This window comes from Mycobacterium sp. 852014-52144_SCH5372336 (assembly GCF_001665615.1).
GTDB lineage: Bacteria > Actinomycetota > Actinomycetes > Mycobacteriales > Mycobacteriaceae > Mycobacterium > Mycobacterium neumannii_A.
Genome location: NZ_LZSW01000059.1, coordinates 437,597 through 450,948 on the forward strand (window position 1 = coordinate 437,597; position 13,352 = coordinate 450,948).

Here is a 13,352-nt window from a genome sequence, read left to right on the forward strand (position 1 = left end):
AGGAGGCTCAATGGCGTTGGAGCAGTTCAATCTCGATGGGCAGGTGGCGATCGTCACCGGAGCCGGCAAGGGCGTGGGCCAAGGTATCGCCAGGGTGCTGGCCGAAGCGGGTGCGACAGTGGTCGGCACCGCACGCACCGAATCCGACATCGTCGCGACGATCAAAGGCATCGAGGAAAGCGGCGGTAAAGGACTCGCCCTGGTGGCCGACGCGATCAACCGTCCAGACGGCGAACGTGTGGTGAACACGGCGATGAATGAGTTCGGGCGCATCGACATCCTCATCAACAATGTGGGTGGTTCGACGTTCGGCTCGTTTCTCGATATCACCGACGAGGACTTCCGGCACACCTTCGACTGGTGTGTCACGTCAGCGTTCATCATGAGTCAACTCGCCGCCCGTCACATGATCGAGGCCGGACATGGCAACATTGTCAACATCTCCTCGGGATCAGCACGTTTCGGCATCCGCGCGCTTACCGCGTACTGCGTCGCGAAGGGTGGGCTCGAAGCGCTCACCCGGGCGATGGCCCAGGAGTTGGCACCGAAGATCCGCGTCAATGCCATCGCACTCGGCTCATTCGCAACCGAGGGACTGCAAAGCGGCCTCGATATGATGCCAGGGGCACTGGACACGATGCTCTCGCTCACTCCGCTGCATCGGCTCGGCGACGTCGAGGATCTCGGTCGCCTCTGCGTCTACCTCTCGACCAAGGACTGCTATGCGACCAACGCCATCTTCCACGTCGACGGCGGAATAGACTCGAACAATCTGCCGCTGCCCATACCCGACTACTGATCGAGGCTTGAAATGCGAAGAGTGGTCCAGTTTTCAACCGGTAATGTTGGACAGCATTCGCTGAAAGCCATCATCGGGCGACCCGACCTGGAACTAGTCGGGGTGCACGCCGCCAACCCCGAGAAGGTGGGGCGCGACGCCGCCGAACTGTGCGGCCTGCCCGAACCGACCGGGGTCATCGCCACCGACGACATCGACGCGCTGATCGCCCTGAAGCCGGATTGCGTGGTTTACACCGCGCTGGGCGAGACCCGGCCGATGGAAGCGATCGAGCAGATGTCGCGCTTCCTGGCCGCCGGAATCAACGTCGTCGGCACGTCGATGGTGTGGCTGGTGACACCGCACCAGATCGACGACTGGCTGCGCACGCCGTTGGAACAGGCTTGCACTGAAGGTAATTCCTCGCTGTACGTCAACGGAATCGACCCGGGGTACTCGGGTGACACCGCGGTCCTGTCAGCATTGAGCCTGGTCACCCGTGCGGAGTCGGTCACCGTCCAGGAAGTCTTCGACTACGGGAACTACGACGATTACGAGTACACCGGCACCGCAATGGGATTCGGTAGCAAACCGGGCGACGAGCCGGCGATGGCCTTCCTGCCGGGCGTCGTCACCACGATGTTCGGCGGGCTGGTGCGCAACATCGCCGATCATCTCCGCCTCGAACTCGATGACGTCACCGAGCGTTTCGAGCCCTGGTACACCGATCAGCGCATCGAGTGCAAGATGATGACCGTCGAACCCGGTGGGCTGGCAGGTGTGCGCTTCGCCGCCGAAGGTTTCCGCAACGGTGCGCCCCTCATCACCGTGGAACACACCACGCGACTCACCCCCGCGGCCGCACCCGACTGGGAGTACCCGCCTGAAGGACACAGCGGCGTGCACAAGGTGATCATCGAGGGTGAGCCGCGCGTGGAGGTCAACACGCTGCTGTCGCACCCGGTGCTCGACGTCACCGAAGCGGGTTGCGTTTCCACCGCTGCTCGCGTCGTCAACGTCATCGACTGGGTGTGCCGGGCCCCCGCGGGTCTGATCTCGATGGAGGAGATCCCGCCGGCCGAGATGGTCCGCGGCCTGATCTGGTGAACAGCCTCGTACCGCCCACTGTCCGTCAGGCGCGGTGGCTGATCCTCGGCGGGATATTTGCCCTCGTGCTCGGTGTGCTGCGCGGATACGCGTTCTTCGCGCACGGTGGCCTGATATTTCTCATACTGAGCGTACTTTTCGTCGGCATCGGGGCGGCGTCGATAATCGCCTCGGTGCTGAGGCTGCGGTTGGGCGACCCGCCGCGTGACGGTGACGCACGCCGCTGACCAAACGCCAGCGGTGTGCGTGCACGCCCGGTCTCACGCCTTGGCGAGTTGTTTCTGCTCGTAGAGCCGAGCCCACTCCTTGCGCGGCCGGATCGACACGTCGACATCGATTGCCTTGGCGCGCAACGCACCCGCGGTCGCCTGCTCCTTCGGTGTGAGCTTGAACGGATCCCAGCTGAAGAACCGGCAGGAGTTCTCCCACGTGATCTTGTTGATATCGGAGTCCGATGCGCCTGCCCCGTTGAGTTCGGCGAGCACCTGCTCGGGCGCGTCGGGCCAGAAGCAGTCGGAATGCGGGTAGTCGCATTCCCACGCGATGATGTCGATGCCGATCTCGTGACGCAGCTTCAGTGACGTCTTGTCGGTCACGTAGCAGGCCAGCGAGTGCTCGCGGAACACGTCGGACGGCAGCTTGTCGCCGAAGTCGCGCCGCAACCACTTCTGGTTCGTGTAGTGCCGATCAGAGCGGTCCAAGTAGAACGGTATCCAGCCGATACCGCCTTCGGAGAAGGCGAATTTCAGGTCCGGGTAGTTGCGCATCGCCGGCCCCCAGAGCAGGTCCTGCGCGCACATCGCCGACACCTGGGTGGCCAGGATGATCAGGTTGTCGATCGGGGCGTTGGGCGCCATGCTGATCGCACCGAAGCCGGTCCCGATGTGCAGGCACATCACCACGTTCTCTTCGGAGAGCGTGCGGAACACCGGACCCCAGTACTCCTCGTCGTGATAGCTCGGAAGACCCTCGAGGTGCGGCAGTTCCGGCATTGTCACCGCACGGCAGCCCTTGGCCGCGACACGGCGAATCTCGTCGCACATGGCCTCCGGACTCCACGTCGGCATGATCGCGATCGGGATGAACCGGTCCGGATACGAACCCGCCCACTCGTCGATGTGCCAGTCGTTGTAGGCCGAGACCATCACCAGCGTGGTCTCTTCGCGGTGCATGTTGAGATGGCGCGCTGAGAAGCCGGTGAACGTCGGGAAGCACATCGACGCGAGGATGCCGTTGCGGTTCATGTCGCGCACGCGCTCGTGCACGTCGTACACACCGGGCCGCATCTCGGCGAAGCCAGCGGGATCGCGTCCCCACTCCTCGGCCGGCCAGGACACCACGGCGTTCAGACCGCTGACGCCCTGGGGCCGACCTTGATACATCCACTGGTCGACACCCTTGTCGTCGGTGACCACGATCGGCGCCTCGTCCTTGTACTTGGCCGGCACGTGCCGAAGGAACATGTCGGGCGGTTCCACAACGTGGTCGTCGATGCTCACCAGGATCAAGTCGTCAACGTTCATACCCCAGTAGTACCGTCTAGCCCTGTGACCGTCTCTGCGCTATCGGACAGAGGTTTTGCCCAACCGGCCAACCTGGCGGTCGGCGCGAAGCGGCGCATCATCGACCTTCGGCGCGGTGGGCGAGCGCTGGGGGGCAGCTACTTGTACGAGGGCGATGCGCTGATCACCGGTTGGCACTCACACGATGTGCACCAGATCGAGTACGCGCTCGGCGGGGTCGTCGAGGTGGAGACCGACTCAGCGCACTACCTGCTGCCGCCCCAGCAGGCCGCCTGGATTCCGGTGGGTCTCGAACATCAGGCGACCATGAATCCAGACGTCCGGACCGTCGCGGTGATGTTCGATCCACAGTTGATCGCGCACGCGGGCGACCGCGCGCGCATCCTCGCGGTGTCCCCGCTGATCCGCGAGATGATGATCTACGCGTTGCGTTGGCCGATCGACCGGCGGCCGGGGCCCGCCGAGGACGAGGAGGTCTCCGAGGCGTTCTTCCGCACGTTGGCCAATCTCGTGGCCGAGGCGCTCGACCACGAGGCGCCGTTGAGCCTGCCCACGTCCGAGCATCCGATCGTCGCCGCCGCCATGGCCTACACCAAGGAGCATCTCGACGGTGTGACCGCCGAAGAGGTGAGCAGGGCGGTTTCGGTTTCGGAGCGCACGCTGCGGCGGCTGTTTCAGGATTCGGTCGGGTTGTCGTGGCGCACATACCTTCTGCACGCCCGCATGCTGAAAGCCATGGCGTTGCTGGCCGCACCCGGTCAGTCGGTGCAGGAGACCTCGTCGGCGGTCGGCTTCGACAGCCTCAGCTCCTTCACGCGGGCGTTCGCCCAGTTCTGCGGGGAGACGCCGACGAGCTACCGAAAGCGGATCGGCAGTACCTCGCTGTAACGAAGCGTCACGAATCGTGGCGCATCTGCCCGTCACGCAGTAGCGAATCAGTCGCGTTCTGCCACCGTTGCAGTTGCTCGGGCGTCTCGAGCGGTTCGGGGAGATGGCGTTCGATATGGGCGCGTAGCACCCACGCCCCGAGGGCCAGCACCAGCGGGTTCAGCGTGCCCCATATCGGGTCAAGGTCCGGTCGCGTCAAACCCTGCTCTGCGCGCACCCTCCACCGTTCGGCACCGATGGCCGCCAGCGAGTCGAACAGCTGTGCGCCGAGCGAGCTCCCGTCGGTCAGCGCCCGGCCGACGTACGCCACTACGTCGGGTTCACCGGCGACCAGCGATGTCACCCGGCTACCGACGTCAGCGATGGTGTCGGCCGGCGGTTGCGGAATCGGTTGCGTCAACGCCTCGGCCATCACACCGAGCACGTGGTCGTCAACCGCCTTGATCAGGTTCGCCTTGGTTGCGAAGTGATGCTGTACCAGTCCCAGTGAGACGCCGGCTTCCGCGGCGACCGCGCGCAACGACGTAGCAGAACTGCCACGCGCTGCAAAGCACTTGAGGGCAGCGTTGCGAATCCGGTCGACGCTCGAACGCGTCCCGGCGCCGGGGACCTGTTCATCTGACTGTAAGGCCGTCATCAGAACCCGAAGCCTAAAGTGCCCACCCCCTCACAGTAGCCAATACGCGTGTACCGTAAAAACCGATACATGCGTATTGTCGGTCTCACCGACGAGAACTTGCCCCGACCGAAAGGAAACGCAGATGCCCGTCGACGCGCGGCCGAACGGCCGGACGGCGCACCCCGTTCCGGTCAACACACCCCAGAACACGGCACTCGGCGCCTGCATTCAGGACCCCGACCGGTGGGCCCTCGGGGCCGACGAGGGCGCCAAGGAGTTGTGCCGGACATGCCCCCGTCGTTGGCTTTGCGCCCAGGAGGCGTGCCGGACGCCCGGCGCGGTCGGGGTATGGGCCGGCATCTACATTCCCGACACCGGCCGAGCACGCCAGTTCGCACTGCGGCAACTGCAGTCGCTGGCCGAACGCAATGGGTTCACCGTCCAAAAGGCGGGCTGAGCCGCATCTTCGAAGCCGCGGGTTTCACCGGCGTTGCCAGTGGGCAACCTCTGCGCAACCGATTCCGCGAGCCACCAGGAGACCTCGATGCGCGAGCACGCTCTCGCCCCCGCCGACGACCCGTCCGCCGAGGCGATCGCCACGACAGGCCTCTTTCTCATCTTCACCGCGATCATCGCGGTCGCGGTGAGCCTGTCGAGCTGGGGCGCCTCCGACGCACCGCTGGCCGCCGTCGCGGGAGCGGTCGCCGCAATCAGCTTCACCGCCAGCCTGGTCTGCTTCGGCAAGCAGAGCGCAGACGACTGACGCGCGCCGGTACAAGCCTGCGATGATGGCCACTTATGGCCCGCTGGTATCCGCTGCTGTCCGCCGACGCTGACTTTCTGGTCTCGGCGCCTCATGTCTTCCGCTACGAGAAGCGCTACGCCGCGACGCCGGAGCAGGTATGGCAGTCGCTGACGTCGGACGAGTCGCTGGCGGCGTGGGGCCCTGCGGTCAAGAACGTCACCTGGACCTCACCGCGCCCGTTCGGAGTCGGGACCACCCGCGAAGTGACCGCTCCCGGCGGCGCCATCCTGCGCGAGCGTTTCTTCGGTTGGGATGAGGGCCATCAAAAGTCCTTCTACGTCTACGAGTCGACGCTGCCGCTGTTCAAACGCTTCGCCGAGGACTACATCGTCGACGCCGACGGCGGCCAGACGAGCTTCACCTGGGTGGTCGCCATCGAACCGAAGAGGGCCATGAGCCTGCCGGTCGCGATCCTCGCGCCGCTGCTGAAAGCCGGATTCGGGCGCATACCGAGCGGCGGACAGAAGTACTTCGCCACGACGTGAGCTGGTGCGGGCGGTGGGACTCGAACCCACACGTTCTCTCGAACACCGGCACCTAAAGCCGGCGCGTCAGCCAATTGCGCCACGCCCGCGACGCGTGTCGATGCTACCCGCCGCCGGTCGGCCCGCCTCGATGAGTTCGTCGGGCCGAAGGACGTCGCGGTACCGTTGGAAGGTGTCCACTACGCAACGTAGGAGGCCGGCGCTCATCGCTTTGGTGATCGTCGGCGCCGTCGGCTGCCTTGCGCTGGCGTGGTGGCAGTGGACCCGTTTCGAGTCGGCCTCGGGCAGCTTCCAGAATCTCGGCTACGCGATGCAGTGGCCGCTGTTCGCCGGCTTCGTCGTGTACGCCTACTACAAGTTCGTGCGCTACGAGGAAGCACCACCCGAGCCGGCCAGAAGCGACATCACCGAGATCCCCGAGGACCTGCTTCCGCGAAAGCCCTCAGCCACAACCCCATCCGACGATGACGTCGACGACCCCGCACTGCGCGAGTACAACGCCTACCTGGCCGAGCTCGCCGAGAAGGACAAGGAACACCCGGCCACATGACCGAACCGCCGATCACCTCCGCCGACAACGTCCGCAAGGCACTTCTGGGCTACCGGGTGCTGGCCTGGACGACGGGCATCTGGCTCATCGCGCTCTGCTACGAGATGGTGATGAAGTACGTCTACCACGTCGAGGGCCTGAACTGGATCGCGGTCGTCCACGGCTGGGTGTATTTCGTGTACCTGCTCTTCACCGCCAACCTCGCGGTCAAGGTGCGCTGGCCGATCGGAAAGACGATCGGCGTACTGCTGGCAGGGACCATCCCGCTCGTCGGCATCATCGTCGAGCAGGTCCAGACCAGGGAGATCAAGGACCGCTACGGCCTGTAGTCAGCACCAGATCGGGTGCTGACTCGTTCACCGCACCGGCCTTCGGAATGGCCAGCGCGGTGAGCGCGGCGACGACGGCCGCACCTGCCGCAATCAACAGCGCGACCCGCAAACCGGCCAACGACGGCACGTCGTGTCCAGCCACCGTCGTCGTCATCACCGTGAGCACCGCACCGATCACCGCGCTGGAAATCGATGTGCCCAGCGAGCGCGCGAGCGCGTTGATCCCGTTGGCGGCGGCCGTTTCCGAGACCGGGACTGCCGCGTTGATCAACGCGGGTAACGACGAGAACGCGAAACCGACGCCGACGCTGACCATCACGTTGAACACACACAGCTGCCACGCGCTGTTCATCAGGACCAGTCCCGACAGATAGCCGACGGCCACCACCGTCGACCCGACGAACAGGGTGAACCGTGGACCGCGCACATCGGCGATCCGAGCCGCCACCGGAGACGTCAACATCATCGCCAGTCCGCCGGGCGCCATCCACAGACCCGTCTGCAACAGCGACTGGCCGAGGCCGTAACCCGAGCCGGCGGGCAGCTCGAGGATCTGCGGCGCGATCAACGACATCGCGAACAGCGAGAAGCCAACCGCGATCGATGCCAGATTCGTCGTGAGCACCGGCCGTTTCAGCGTCGTGCGCAGATCGACGATGGGGGCGACGGTCCTGAACTGCCACAGCGCGAACAACCCGAAGATCACCAGCGACGAGGTAAACATCGTCACGGTGATCGCACTGGTCCAGCCCCAGCTACCGCCCTTGGAGATGCCCAGCAAAAGCGTGACGAGCCCGCCCGCGAGACCGATCGCGCCCAGCGCGTCGAAGCGGTCGGCGGAAACCGAGGGCAGCCGCGGTACCAGCGCCGCGAACGACACCGCCGACATCACCCCGAGTGCGGCGCCGAACCAGAACAACGCGTGCCAGTCGAAGCGATCGGCGATGATCGCCGACAGTGGAAGCCCAAGCGCCCCACCGACACCCAGCGATGCGCTCATCAAACCCATCGCGGTGCCGACCCGATGAGCCGGCACCGATGCGCGCATCACGCTGATGCCCAGCGGGATGATCGGCATTCCGAAGCCCTGCAGCCCGCGGCCCACGATCACCGGGACCAGCGATGTCGTCGTCGCCGCGATCAACGATCCCACCGTGAGCAGTACGGCGCAGATGATCAGGATGGGCTTGGGCCCGTACATGTCGCCGAGCCTGCCGAACATCGGGGTCGCCACGGCCGCGGTGAGCAACGTCGCGGTGATCACCCACGATGCGTTGGACGCGCTGGTGTCCAGCAGTGTGGGAAGTTCGGGGATGAGCGGGATGACGAGCGTCTGCATCAGCGACACGCTGATGCCCGCCGCCGCGAGCACCGCCACGACGATCGCCGGGTGCCGCGTCCTACCGACGTCGGCTTGGGCGGAGGGGCGGCGCACCCCGGGGATGCTACCGCTTAGTTGAGCTATACAAAATTTCCTTGCGCAGCCTGAGCTTGTGATCGCAGGGCCGAATCTCGCGCACAAGATCAGGTTCGGGCGGCCAACTCCCGCAGCGCGGGCAGCAGTGCCCTCAGGGCACGGCCCCGGTGCGAGGCCGCATCCTTCTCGGCGGCGTCGAGTTCGGCCGCGGTCCGCGTCGACCCGGCGGGCAGGAAAACGGGGTCGTAGCCGAACCCGCCTTCCCCGCGCGGTGAGGGCACGATGCTGCCCGGCCACTCCCCGCGCACCACGACCTCACCGGCCGAGTGCACCAACGCGCAGGCCGACACGAACGCCGCGCTGCGCCGCTCGTCGGGTACGTCCGAAAGCTGCGCCAACAGCAGCGCCGTGTTCGCGGCGTCGTCCCCATGCCGGCCCGCCCACCGCGCCGAGAGCACCCCGGGCATTGCGTTCAACGCCGCGACCTCCAGCCCGGAATCATCGGCGACCGCCGCAAGGCCCGTCGCGCGGTGAGCATCGCGTGCTTTGGCCAACGCGTTCTCTTCGAATGTCGCCCCGGTTTCGGGCGCCTCGTCGAAGGCGGGCACGTCGTCAAGTGAGAGCAGCGTCAGCCCCGACACCCCCGCCGCCGCGAGCACCCGGTGCAACTCGGCCAGCTTCTTCGGGTTGCGGCTGGCCACCAGCAGCTCGGTCAGCTTCCGAACGCCTTCTTTGGCGGGTCCTTCGGTTCGGGCAGCACCCCGGGATAGGGCAACTCCAACGCCTCCCGCTGGATCTCGAAGATCTGCTCACACGCCGTCATCGCCGCGTCGAGCATCTTGTCCAGCGTCGAGCGCGGGAACGTCGCGCCCTCACCGGTGCCCTGGATCTCGACGAGAGTGCCGGTGTCGGTGGCCACGACGTTCATATCGACCTCGGCGCGCGAGTCCTCGGTGTACGGCAGGTCGACGCGGATGCGCCCGTCGACAACGCCGACGCTGACCGCGGCGATCGCGCACGACAGCGGTCGCGGATCGGAGAGCTTGCCCGCCGCCGACAGATAGGTCACCGCGTCGGCAAGCGCGACGTAGGCCCCGGTGATCGCGGCCGTTCGCGTACCCCCATCGGCCTGCAGCACGTCGCAGTCGATTGCGACCGTGTTCTCGCCCAGCGCGGCGAGGTCGATGCACGCCCGCAACGACCGGCCGACCAGCCTGCTGATCTCCTGGGTGCGGCCACCGACACGGCCCTTGACCGACTCGCGATCGGACCGATCGTGCGTTGCGGCGGGCAGCATCGCGTATTCGGCTGTCAGCCAGCCCTTTCCAGAGCCCTTGCGCCAGCGCGGCACACCCTCGGTGACGCTTGCCGTGCACATGACGCGCGTCTCGCCGAATTCCACCAGCACAGAACCGGCGGGATGGGTGGTGAAACCGCGGGTGATGCGGACCGGCCTCAGCTCGTCGTCAAGCCGGCCGTCTTCTCTTCGGGACACGAGCCAACCCTATCGGCTGACTCCGACCCCATCGCTTGAGACCATCACGCCGTCGCGCGCACGATGTCGAACGTCTCGTTGCAGACGACCGCGTGCACCGGACCGTCGAACTCGGCCTTGGCCTCGCTGATGACGTCCTCGCGCGACGTCCACGGCGGAATGTGGGTCAGCAGCAACTCGCCGACGCCGGCCTCGGCGGCGGCGCGGCCCGCCTCCGTACCCGACAGATGCAGTCTCGGCGGCCGGTCCGGCGAGTGCGTCCAGGACGCCTCGCACAGGAACACGTCGGCGCCGCGGGCGAGGTCGATGAGTTGCTCGCAGTAGCCGGTGTCCCCGCTGTAGACGAGCGTGGCACCGTCCTGATTGGTGATGCGCATGCCGTAGGACTCGGTCGGGTGGCAAACCAATTTCGGTGTCACGTTCAGCGAGCCGATGGTGACCGTTTCGTTGTCGACCCAGTGGCGGATCTCGAAGACATCGGAGAAATCGTCGATCTCCCCACCCTCGGGCGACGACGCCGCACCGAGCCGGGCCCAGGTGTTGGCCGGGCCGTACATGATTCCGCGTTCCTGCGCCGGCGACGGGTGGTAGCGCCGCCACACGAACAGGCCCGGCAGATCGAGGCAGTGGTCGGCATGCAGATGCGACAGCAGCACGTGAACGTCGTTGGGATCGGCGTGGCGTTGCAGCGCACCGAGCACGCCACCGCCGAAGTCGAGCACCAACGGCGGGGTGTCGGGTGCTGTGACGAGATATCCGGACGCCGGCGAATCAGGCCCGACAACACTGCCGGAGCAACCGAGTACGGTGATTCGCACAGTCACTAGCTTGCCATGCCCGGTCCATAGTTGACGAAAACATGGCCGGTTTGAGCGACCGAAGTCATCTCTGCGCGCTGACGTGACGTTGAACAGGTCGAACGCCGTCGAGCGTCGGGCCGAGAAACCGTGCGGCAAGGGTGGTGAAGGCATCCGGGTCGCCCGTCGCCTCGAAGATCCGCTGCGGCGGCGCGGAGTCGTGCGGCCGCAGCAAATCGAGTTCGGTGAGCACCCTCAGCAAGTCCTTGGCGGTCTCCTCGGCGCTCGACACCAACGTGACGTTCTCGCCCATCGCCAACTGGATCAGACCCGACAGCATCGGGTAGTGGGTGCAGCCCAGCACGAGCGTGTCGATGTGGGCGCGTTGAAGCGGTTCGAGGTATCCCTCGGCGAGCCCGAGCACCTGGCGCCCACTGGTCACCCCCCGCTCGACGAAGTCGACGAACCGCGGGCAGGCCACACCGATCACCTCGGTGTCGCGGGCCGCCGCGAACGCGTCCTGGTATGCACCGGACGCGATCGTCGCCGCGGTGCCGATGACACCGATGCGACCGTTGCGGGTGGTCGCGACCGCGCGGCGCACCGCGGGCAGGATCACCTCGATCACGGGCACCGGTGCATAGCGTTCGCGGGCGTCGCGCAGGCAGGCCGACGACGCCGTGTTGCAGGCGATGACGAGTGCCTTGATCCCGCGCGAGACGAGATCGTCGCCGATCGCCAGGGCGTGTGCGCGGACCTGCGGGATGGACAGCGGCCCATACGGCCCGTTGGCGGTGTCGCCGACGTAGACGATATTCTCGGCGGGCAACTGGTCGATGATCGCGCGAGCGACCGTGAGCCCGCCGACACCCGAGTCGAAGACGCCGACGGGTGCCTCGGCCGACACGGCCGGGTTCACGACGGCAGGTACGGGTTCGACGTCACGCTTTTGCGCTTCTCGCGAGCCTTGCGCTCCGGACCGGACAGCAGATACGCCGCGATGACGCCCGCGACCGCCCCACTCAGGTGACCCTGCCACGACACCCCCGGCGTGCCGGGCAGTACGCCGAGCAGAACGCTGCCGTAGACCAGCATCACGATGACGCCGACGATGATCTCCCAGGCCTTGCGGGTGAAGAACCCGAACACGATGAGGAATGCCAGCCAACCGAAGATCAGCCCCGAAGCGCCGATGTGGTTGGCCTCGCACCGCACCCCCACGTACGGGCAGTGCATGCCGACATTGCCGATCAGCCACGTGCCCAGACCGCCGAGGATCCACACGATCGCGGTCGCGAAGATGAATCGCGACATCCCCGCCAGCGTCATCAGGAAGCCCAGCACCAGGGCCGGAACGGTGTTGGCGATGAGGTGGTCCCAGTTCGAGTGCAGCAGCGGGGCGAACAGGATGCCCACGAGCCCGTCGGACTCCAGTGGCCGGATGCCGTTGTCGTCGAGGCGATGGTTCGACAACGAGTCGAACAGTTCGATGACCCACAGCAGCACGACGAAGCTGAAGACGGTTACGGCGCCGATCACCCACGCGGGCCGCTTGCGCGGTTGCGACGGTGTGGTCCCCGGATATCCGGTCATGCCCATAGCTGCCCTTCGAGCGCGTCTTCGGCGTCATCAAGGCTACCGGCGTACGCGCCGGTCGACAGATACTTCCAACCCGCGTCGGCGACGACGAACGCGATGTCGGCCTGCTCGCCGGCCTTGACCGCCTTGGCCGCCATGCCCAACGCCGCGTGCAGCACCGCGCCGGTCGAGATGCCCGCGAAGATCCCCTCCACCTGAACCAGATCGCGGGTGCGCCTGATCGCGTCGTAGGAGCCGACGGAGTACCGCGTGGTGAGCACGTCCGGGTCGTACAACTCGGGGATGAACCCTTCGTCGATGTTGCGCAGTGCGTAGACGCCCTCGCCGTAGCGCGGTTCGGCGGCGACGATCTTGACGTCGGGTTTGCGCTCGCGCAGGAACCGCCCGGTCCCCATCAGGGTGCCGGTGGTGCCGAGGCCCGCGACGAAATGGGTGATCTCCGGCAGGTCTGCGAGCAATTCGGGGCCGGTGCCCTCGTAGTGCGACTGCGAGTTGGCCTCATTGCCGTATTGGTAGAGCATCACCCACGAAGGATTCTGCAGCGCAAGCTCTTTCGCGTGGGCGACGGCGGTGTTCGAGCCGCCCTCGGCGGGCGAGTAGATGATCCGCGCACCGTACAACTCGAGCAGCTGGCGGCGTTCGATCGAGGTGTTCTCCGGCATCACACAGATCATCTGGTAGCCCTTGAGCAGGGCCGCCATCGCCAGCGAGATGCCGGTGTTCCCACTCGTCGGCTCCAGGATCGTCGCGCCGGGTTGCAGCAGGCCCTGCCGTTCGGCCTCCTCGATCATCCGCAGCGCCGGCCGATCCTTGATGGAGCCGGTGGGGTTGCGGTCCTCGAGCTTGGCCCACAGCCGCACATGGGACGCCTCGTCCCAGCGCGGTGAGAGCCGGCGCAGGCCCACCAACGGGGTACCGCCCAGCGCGTCGAGCAGCGAGTCGTATCGCGCCATCAGA

Annotated in this window: 18 protein-coding genes and 1 tRNA gene; 9 read left to right on the top strand and 10 right to left on the bottom strand. The window is 66.3% G+C overall.

The window, feature by feature from the left end:
* Positions 1–10: 10 nt before the first annotated feature.
* Genes A5759_RS21905 through A5759_RS21915 form a run of 3 tightly spaced genes read left to right on the top strand, consistent with a single transcriptional unit; the run spans position 11 to position 2,112 of the window.
* Entirely contained in the window at positions 11–799 is a 789-nt protein-coding gene (locus A5759_RS21905; protein WP_066843541.1) for an SDR family NAD(P)-dependent oxidoreductase, read from the top strand.
* Between the two features lie 12 nt (positions 800–811).
* A complete protein-coding gene (locus tag A5759_RS21910) occupies positions 812–1,885 on the top strand; it encodes a dihydrodipicolinate reductase (protein WP_068201131.1) in 1,074 nt (357 codons plus the stop codon).
* Positions 1,882–2,112 (top strand): hypothetical protein, encoded by a 231-nt coding sequence (locus A5759_RS21915; RefSeq protein ID WP_068201134.1) that lies wholly within the window; start codon positions 1,882–1,884, stop codon positions 2,110–2,112. The genes A5759_RS21910 and A5759_RS21915 overlap by 4 nt, the downstream gene beginning before the upstream one ends.
* Positions 2,113–2,145: 33 nt before the next feature.
* Here the strand turns inward: A5759_RS21915 and A5759_RS21920 are convergent, their stop codons facing one another.
* A complete protein-coding gene (locus tag A5759_RS21920; RefSeq protein ID WP_068201135.1) occupies positions 2,146–3,408 on the bottom strand; it encodes an amidohydrolase family protein in 1,263 nt (420 codons plus the stop codon).
* Positions 3,409–3,432: 24 nt separating this feature from the next.
* Here A5759_RS21920 and A5759_RS21925 point away from each other — a divergent pair, with 24 nt between their 5' ends.
* Positions 3,433–4,296 (top strand): helix-turn-helix transcriptional regulator, encoded by an 864-nt coding sequence (locus tag A5759_RS21925; protein ID WP_068201137.1) that lies wholly within the window; start codon positions 3,433–3,435, stop codon positions 4,294–4,296.
* A gap of 7 nt (positions 4,297–4,303) precedes the next feature.
* Here the strand turns inward: A5759_RS21925 and A5759_RS21930 are convergent, their stop codons facing one another.
* Positions 4,304–4,933 carry a TetR/AcrR family transcriptional regulator gene (locus A5759_RS21930; RefSeq protein WP_068201139.1) on the bottom strand — a complete coding sequence of 210 codons (630 nt, stop codon included), beginning with the start codon at positions 4,931–4,933 and terminating at the stop codon, positions 4,304–4,306.
* Between the two features lie 124 nt (positions 4,934–5,057).
* On the opposite strand from A5759_RS21930, the gene A5759_RS21935 reads away from it, so the two are divergent.
* From A5759_RS21935 to A5759_RS21945, 3 genes are all read left to right on the top strand, one after another.
* Positions 5,058–5,372, top strand: coding sequence for a WhiB family transcriptional regulator (locus tag A5759_RS21935; protein WP_068201141.1), 315 nt, complete (start codon positions 5,058–5,060; stop codon positions 5,370–5,372).
* An 87-nt stretch (positions 5,373–5,459) separates the two neighbouring features.
* Entirely contained in the window at positions 5,460–5,678 is a 219-nt protein-coding gene (locus A5759_RS21940; protein ID WP_068201275.1) for a hypothetical protein, read from the top strand.
* 35 nt (positions 5,679–5,713) lie between these two features.
* Positions 5,714–6,205, top strand: a complete 492-nt coding sequence (locus A5759_RS21945; RefSeq protein WP_068201143.1) for an SRPBCC family protein — start codon at positions 5,714–5,716, stop codon at positions 6,203–6,205.
* 2 nt (positions 6,206–6,207) lie between these two features.
* On the opposite strand, the gene A5759_RS21950 is transcribed toward A5759_RS21945, so the two are convergent.
* Positions 6,208–6,294: transfer RNA gene (locus tag A5759_RS21950), tRNA-Leu, on the bottom strand.
* 83 nt (positions 6,295–6,377) lie between these two features.
* Between A5759_RS21950 and A5759_RS21955 the strand changes: the two genes are divergently transcribed.
* Positions 6,378–6,755, top strand: a complete 378-nt coding sequence (locus A5759_RS21955; RefSeq protein ID WP_068201145.1) for a hypothetical protein — start codon at positions 6,378–6,380, stop codon at positions 6,753–6,755.
* On the top strand, positions 6,752–7,084 hold the full coding sequence (locus A5759_RS21960; RefSeq protein WP_064397303.1) for a DUF3817 domain-containing protein: 333 nt from the start codon (positions 6,752–6,754) through the stop codon (positions 7,082–7,084). Before A5759_RS21955 ends, A5759_RS21960 begins: the two co-directional genes overlap by 4 nt.
* Here the strand turns inward: A5759_RS21960 and A5759_RS21965 are convergent.
* From A5759_RS21965 to A5759_RS21995, 7 genes are all read right to left on the bottom strand, one after another.
* Complete coding sequence (locus A5759_RS21965; protein ID WP_068201147.1) at positions 7,062–8,522, bottom strand: MFS transporter; 1,461 nt, start codon at positions 8,520–8,522, stop codon at positions 7,062–7,064. The two genes, A5759_RS21960 and A5759_RS21965, sit on opposite strands and share 23 nt — an antisense overlap.
* 89 nt (positions 8,523–8,611) lie before the next feature.
* Positions 8,612–9,220, bottom strand: a complete 609-nt coding sequence (gene rdgB, locus A5759_RS21970; protein ID WP_068201149.1) for an RdgB/HAM1 family non-canonical purine NTP pyrophosphatase — start codon at positions 9,218–9,220, stop codon at positions 8,612–8,614.
* Positions 9,217–9,999: a ribonuclease PH gene (gene rph, locus A5759_RS21975; protein ID WP_064426302.1), complete on the bottom strand. Its 783-nt coding sequence runs from the start codon at positions 9,997–9,999 to the stop codon at positions 9,217–9,219. The genes rdgB and rph overlap by 4 nt, the downstream gene beginning before the upstream one ends.
* 44 nt (positions 10,000–10,043) lie before the next feature.
* Positions 10,044–10,823 carry a cyclic nucleotide-degrading phosphodiesterase gene (locus A5759_RS21980; protein WP_066843506.1) on the bottom strand — a complete coding sequence of 260 codons (780 nt, stop codon included), beginning with the start codon at positions 10,821–10,823 and terminating at the stop codon, positions 10,044–10,046.
* 58 nt (positions 10,824–10,881) lie between these two features.
* Positions 10,882–11,703, bottom strand: coding sequence for a glutamate racemase (gene murI, locus A5759_RS21985; protein ID WP_068201277.1), 822 nt, complete (start codon positions 11,701–11,703; stop codon positions 10,882–10,884).
* Positions 11,704–11,711: 8 nt separating this feature from the next.
* Positions 11,712–12,395, bottom strand: a complete 684-nt coding sequence (locus tag A5759_RS21990; RefSeq protein ID WP_068201151.1) for a rhomboid family intramembrane serine protease — start codon at positions 12,393–12,395, stop codon at positions 11,712–11,714.
* Positions 12,386–13,348, bottom strand: coding sequence for a cysteine synthase (locus tag A5759_RS21995; RefSeq protein WP_068201154.1), 963 nt, complete (start codon positions 13,346–13,348; stop codon positions 12,386–12,388). The genes A5759_RS21990 and A5759_RS21995 overlap by 10 nt, the downstream gene beginning before the upstream one ends.
* Positions 13,349–13,352: the final 4 nt, after the last annotated feature.

What these genes read in the sequence shown, in the direction of transcription:
- A5759_RS21905 (WP_066843541.1), top strand. Translation starts at nt 11, where the DNA reads ATGGCGTTGGAGCAGTTCAATCTCGATGGGCAGGTGGCGATCGTCACC.
- A5759_RS21910 (WP_068201131.1), top strand. Translation starts at nt 812, where the DNA reads ATGCGAAGAGTGGTCCAGTTTTCAACCGGTAATGTTGGACAGCATTCG.
- A5759_RS21920 (WP_068201135.1), bottom strand. Translation starts at nt 3,408, where the DNA reads ATGAACGTTGACGACTTGATCCTGGTGAGCATCGACGACCACGTTGTG.
- A5759_RS21930 (WP_068201139.1), bottom strand. Translation starts at nt 4,933, where the DNA reads ATGACGGCCTTACAGTCAGATGAACAGGTCCCCGGCGCCGGGACGCGT.
- A5759_RS21935 (WP_068201141.1), top strand. Translation starts at nt 5,058, where the DNA reads ATGCCCGTCGACGCGCGGCCGAACGGCCGGACGGCGCACCCCGTTCCG.
- A5759_RS21940 (WP_068201275.1), top strand. Translation starts at nt 5,460, where the DNA reads ATGCGCGAGCACGCTCTCGCCCCCGCCGACGACCCGTCCGCCGAGGCG.
- A5759_RS21945 (WP_068201143.1), top strand. Translation starts at nt 5,714, where the DNA reads ATGGCCCGCTGGTATCCGCTGCTGTCCGCCGACGCTGACTTTCTGGTC.
- A5759_RS21960 (WP_064397303.1), top strand. Translation starts at nt 6,752, where the DNA reads ATGACCGAACCGCCGATCACCTCCGCCGACAACGTCCGCAAGGCACTT.
- A5759_RS21990 (WP_068201151.1), bottom strand. Translation starts at nt 12,395, where the DNA reads ATGGGCATGACCGGATATCCGGGGACCACACCGTCGCAACCGCGCAAG.
- A5759_RS21995 (WP_068201154.1), bottom strand. Translation starts at nt 13,348, where the DNA reads ATGGCGCGATACGACTCGCTGCTCGACGCGCTGGGCGGTACCCCGTTG.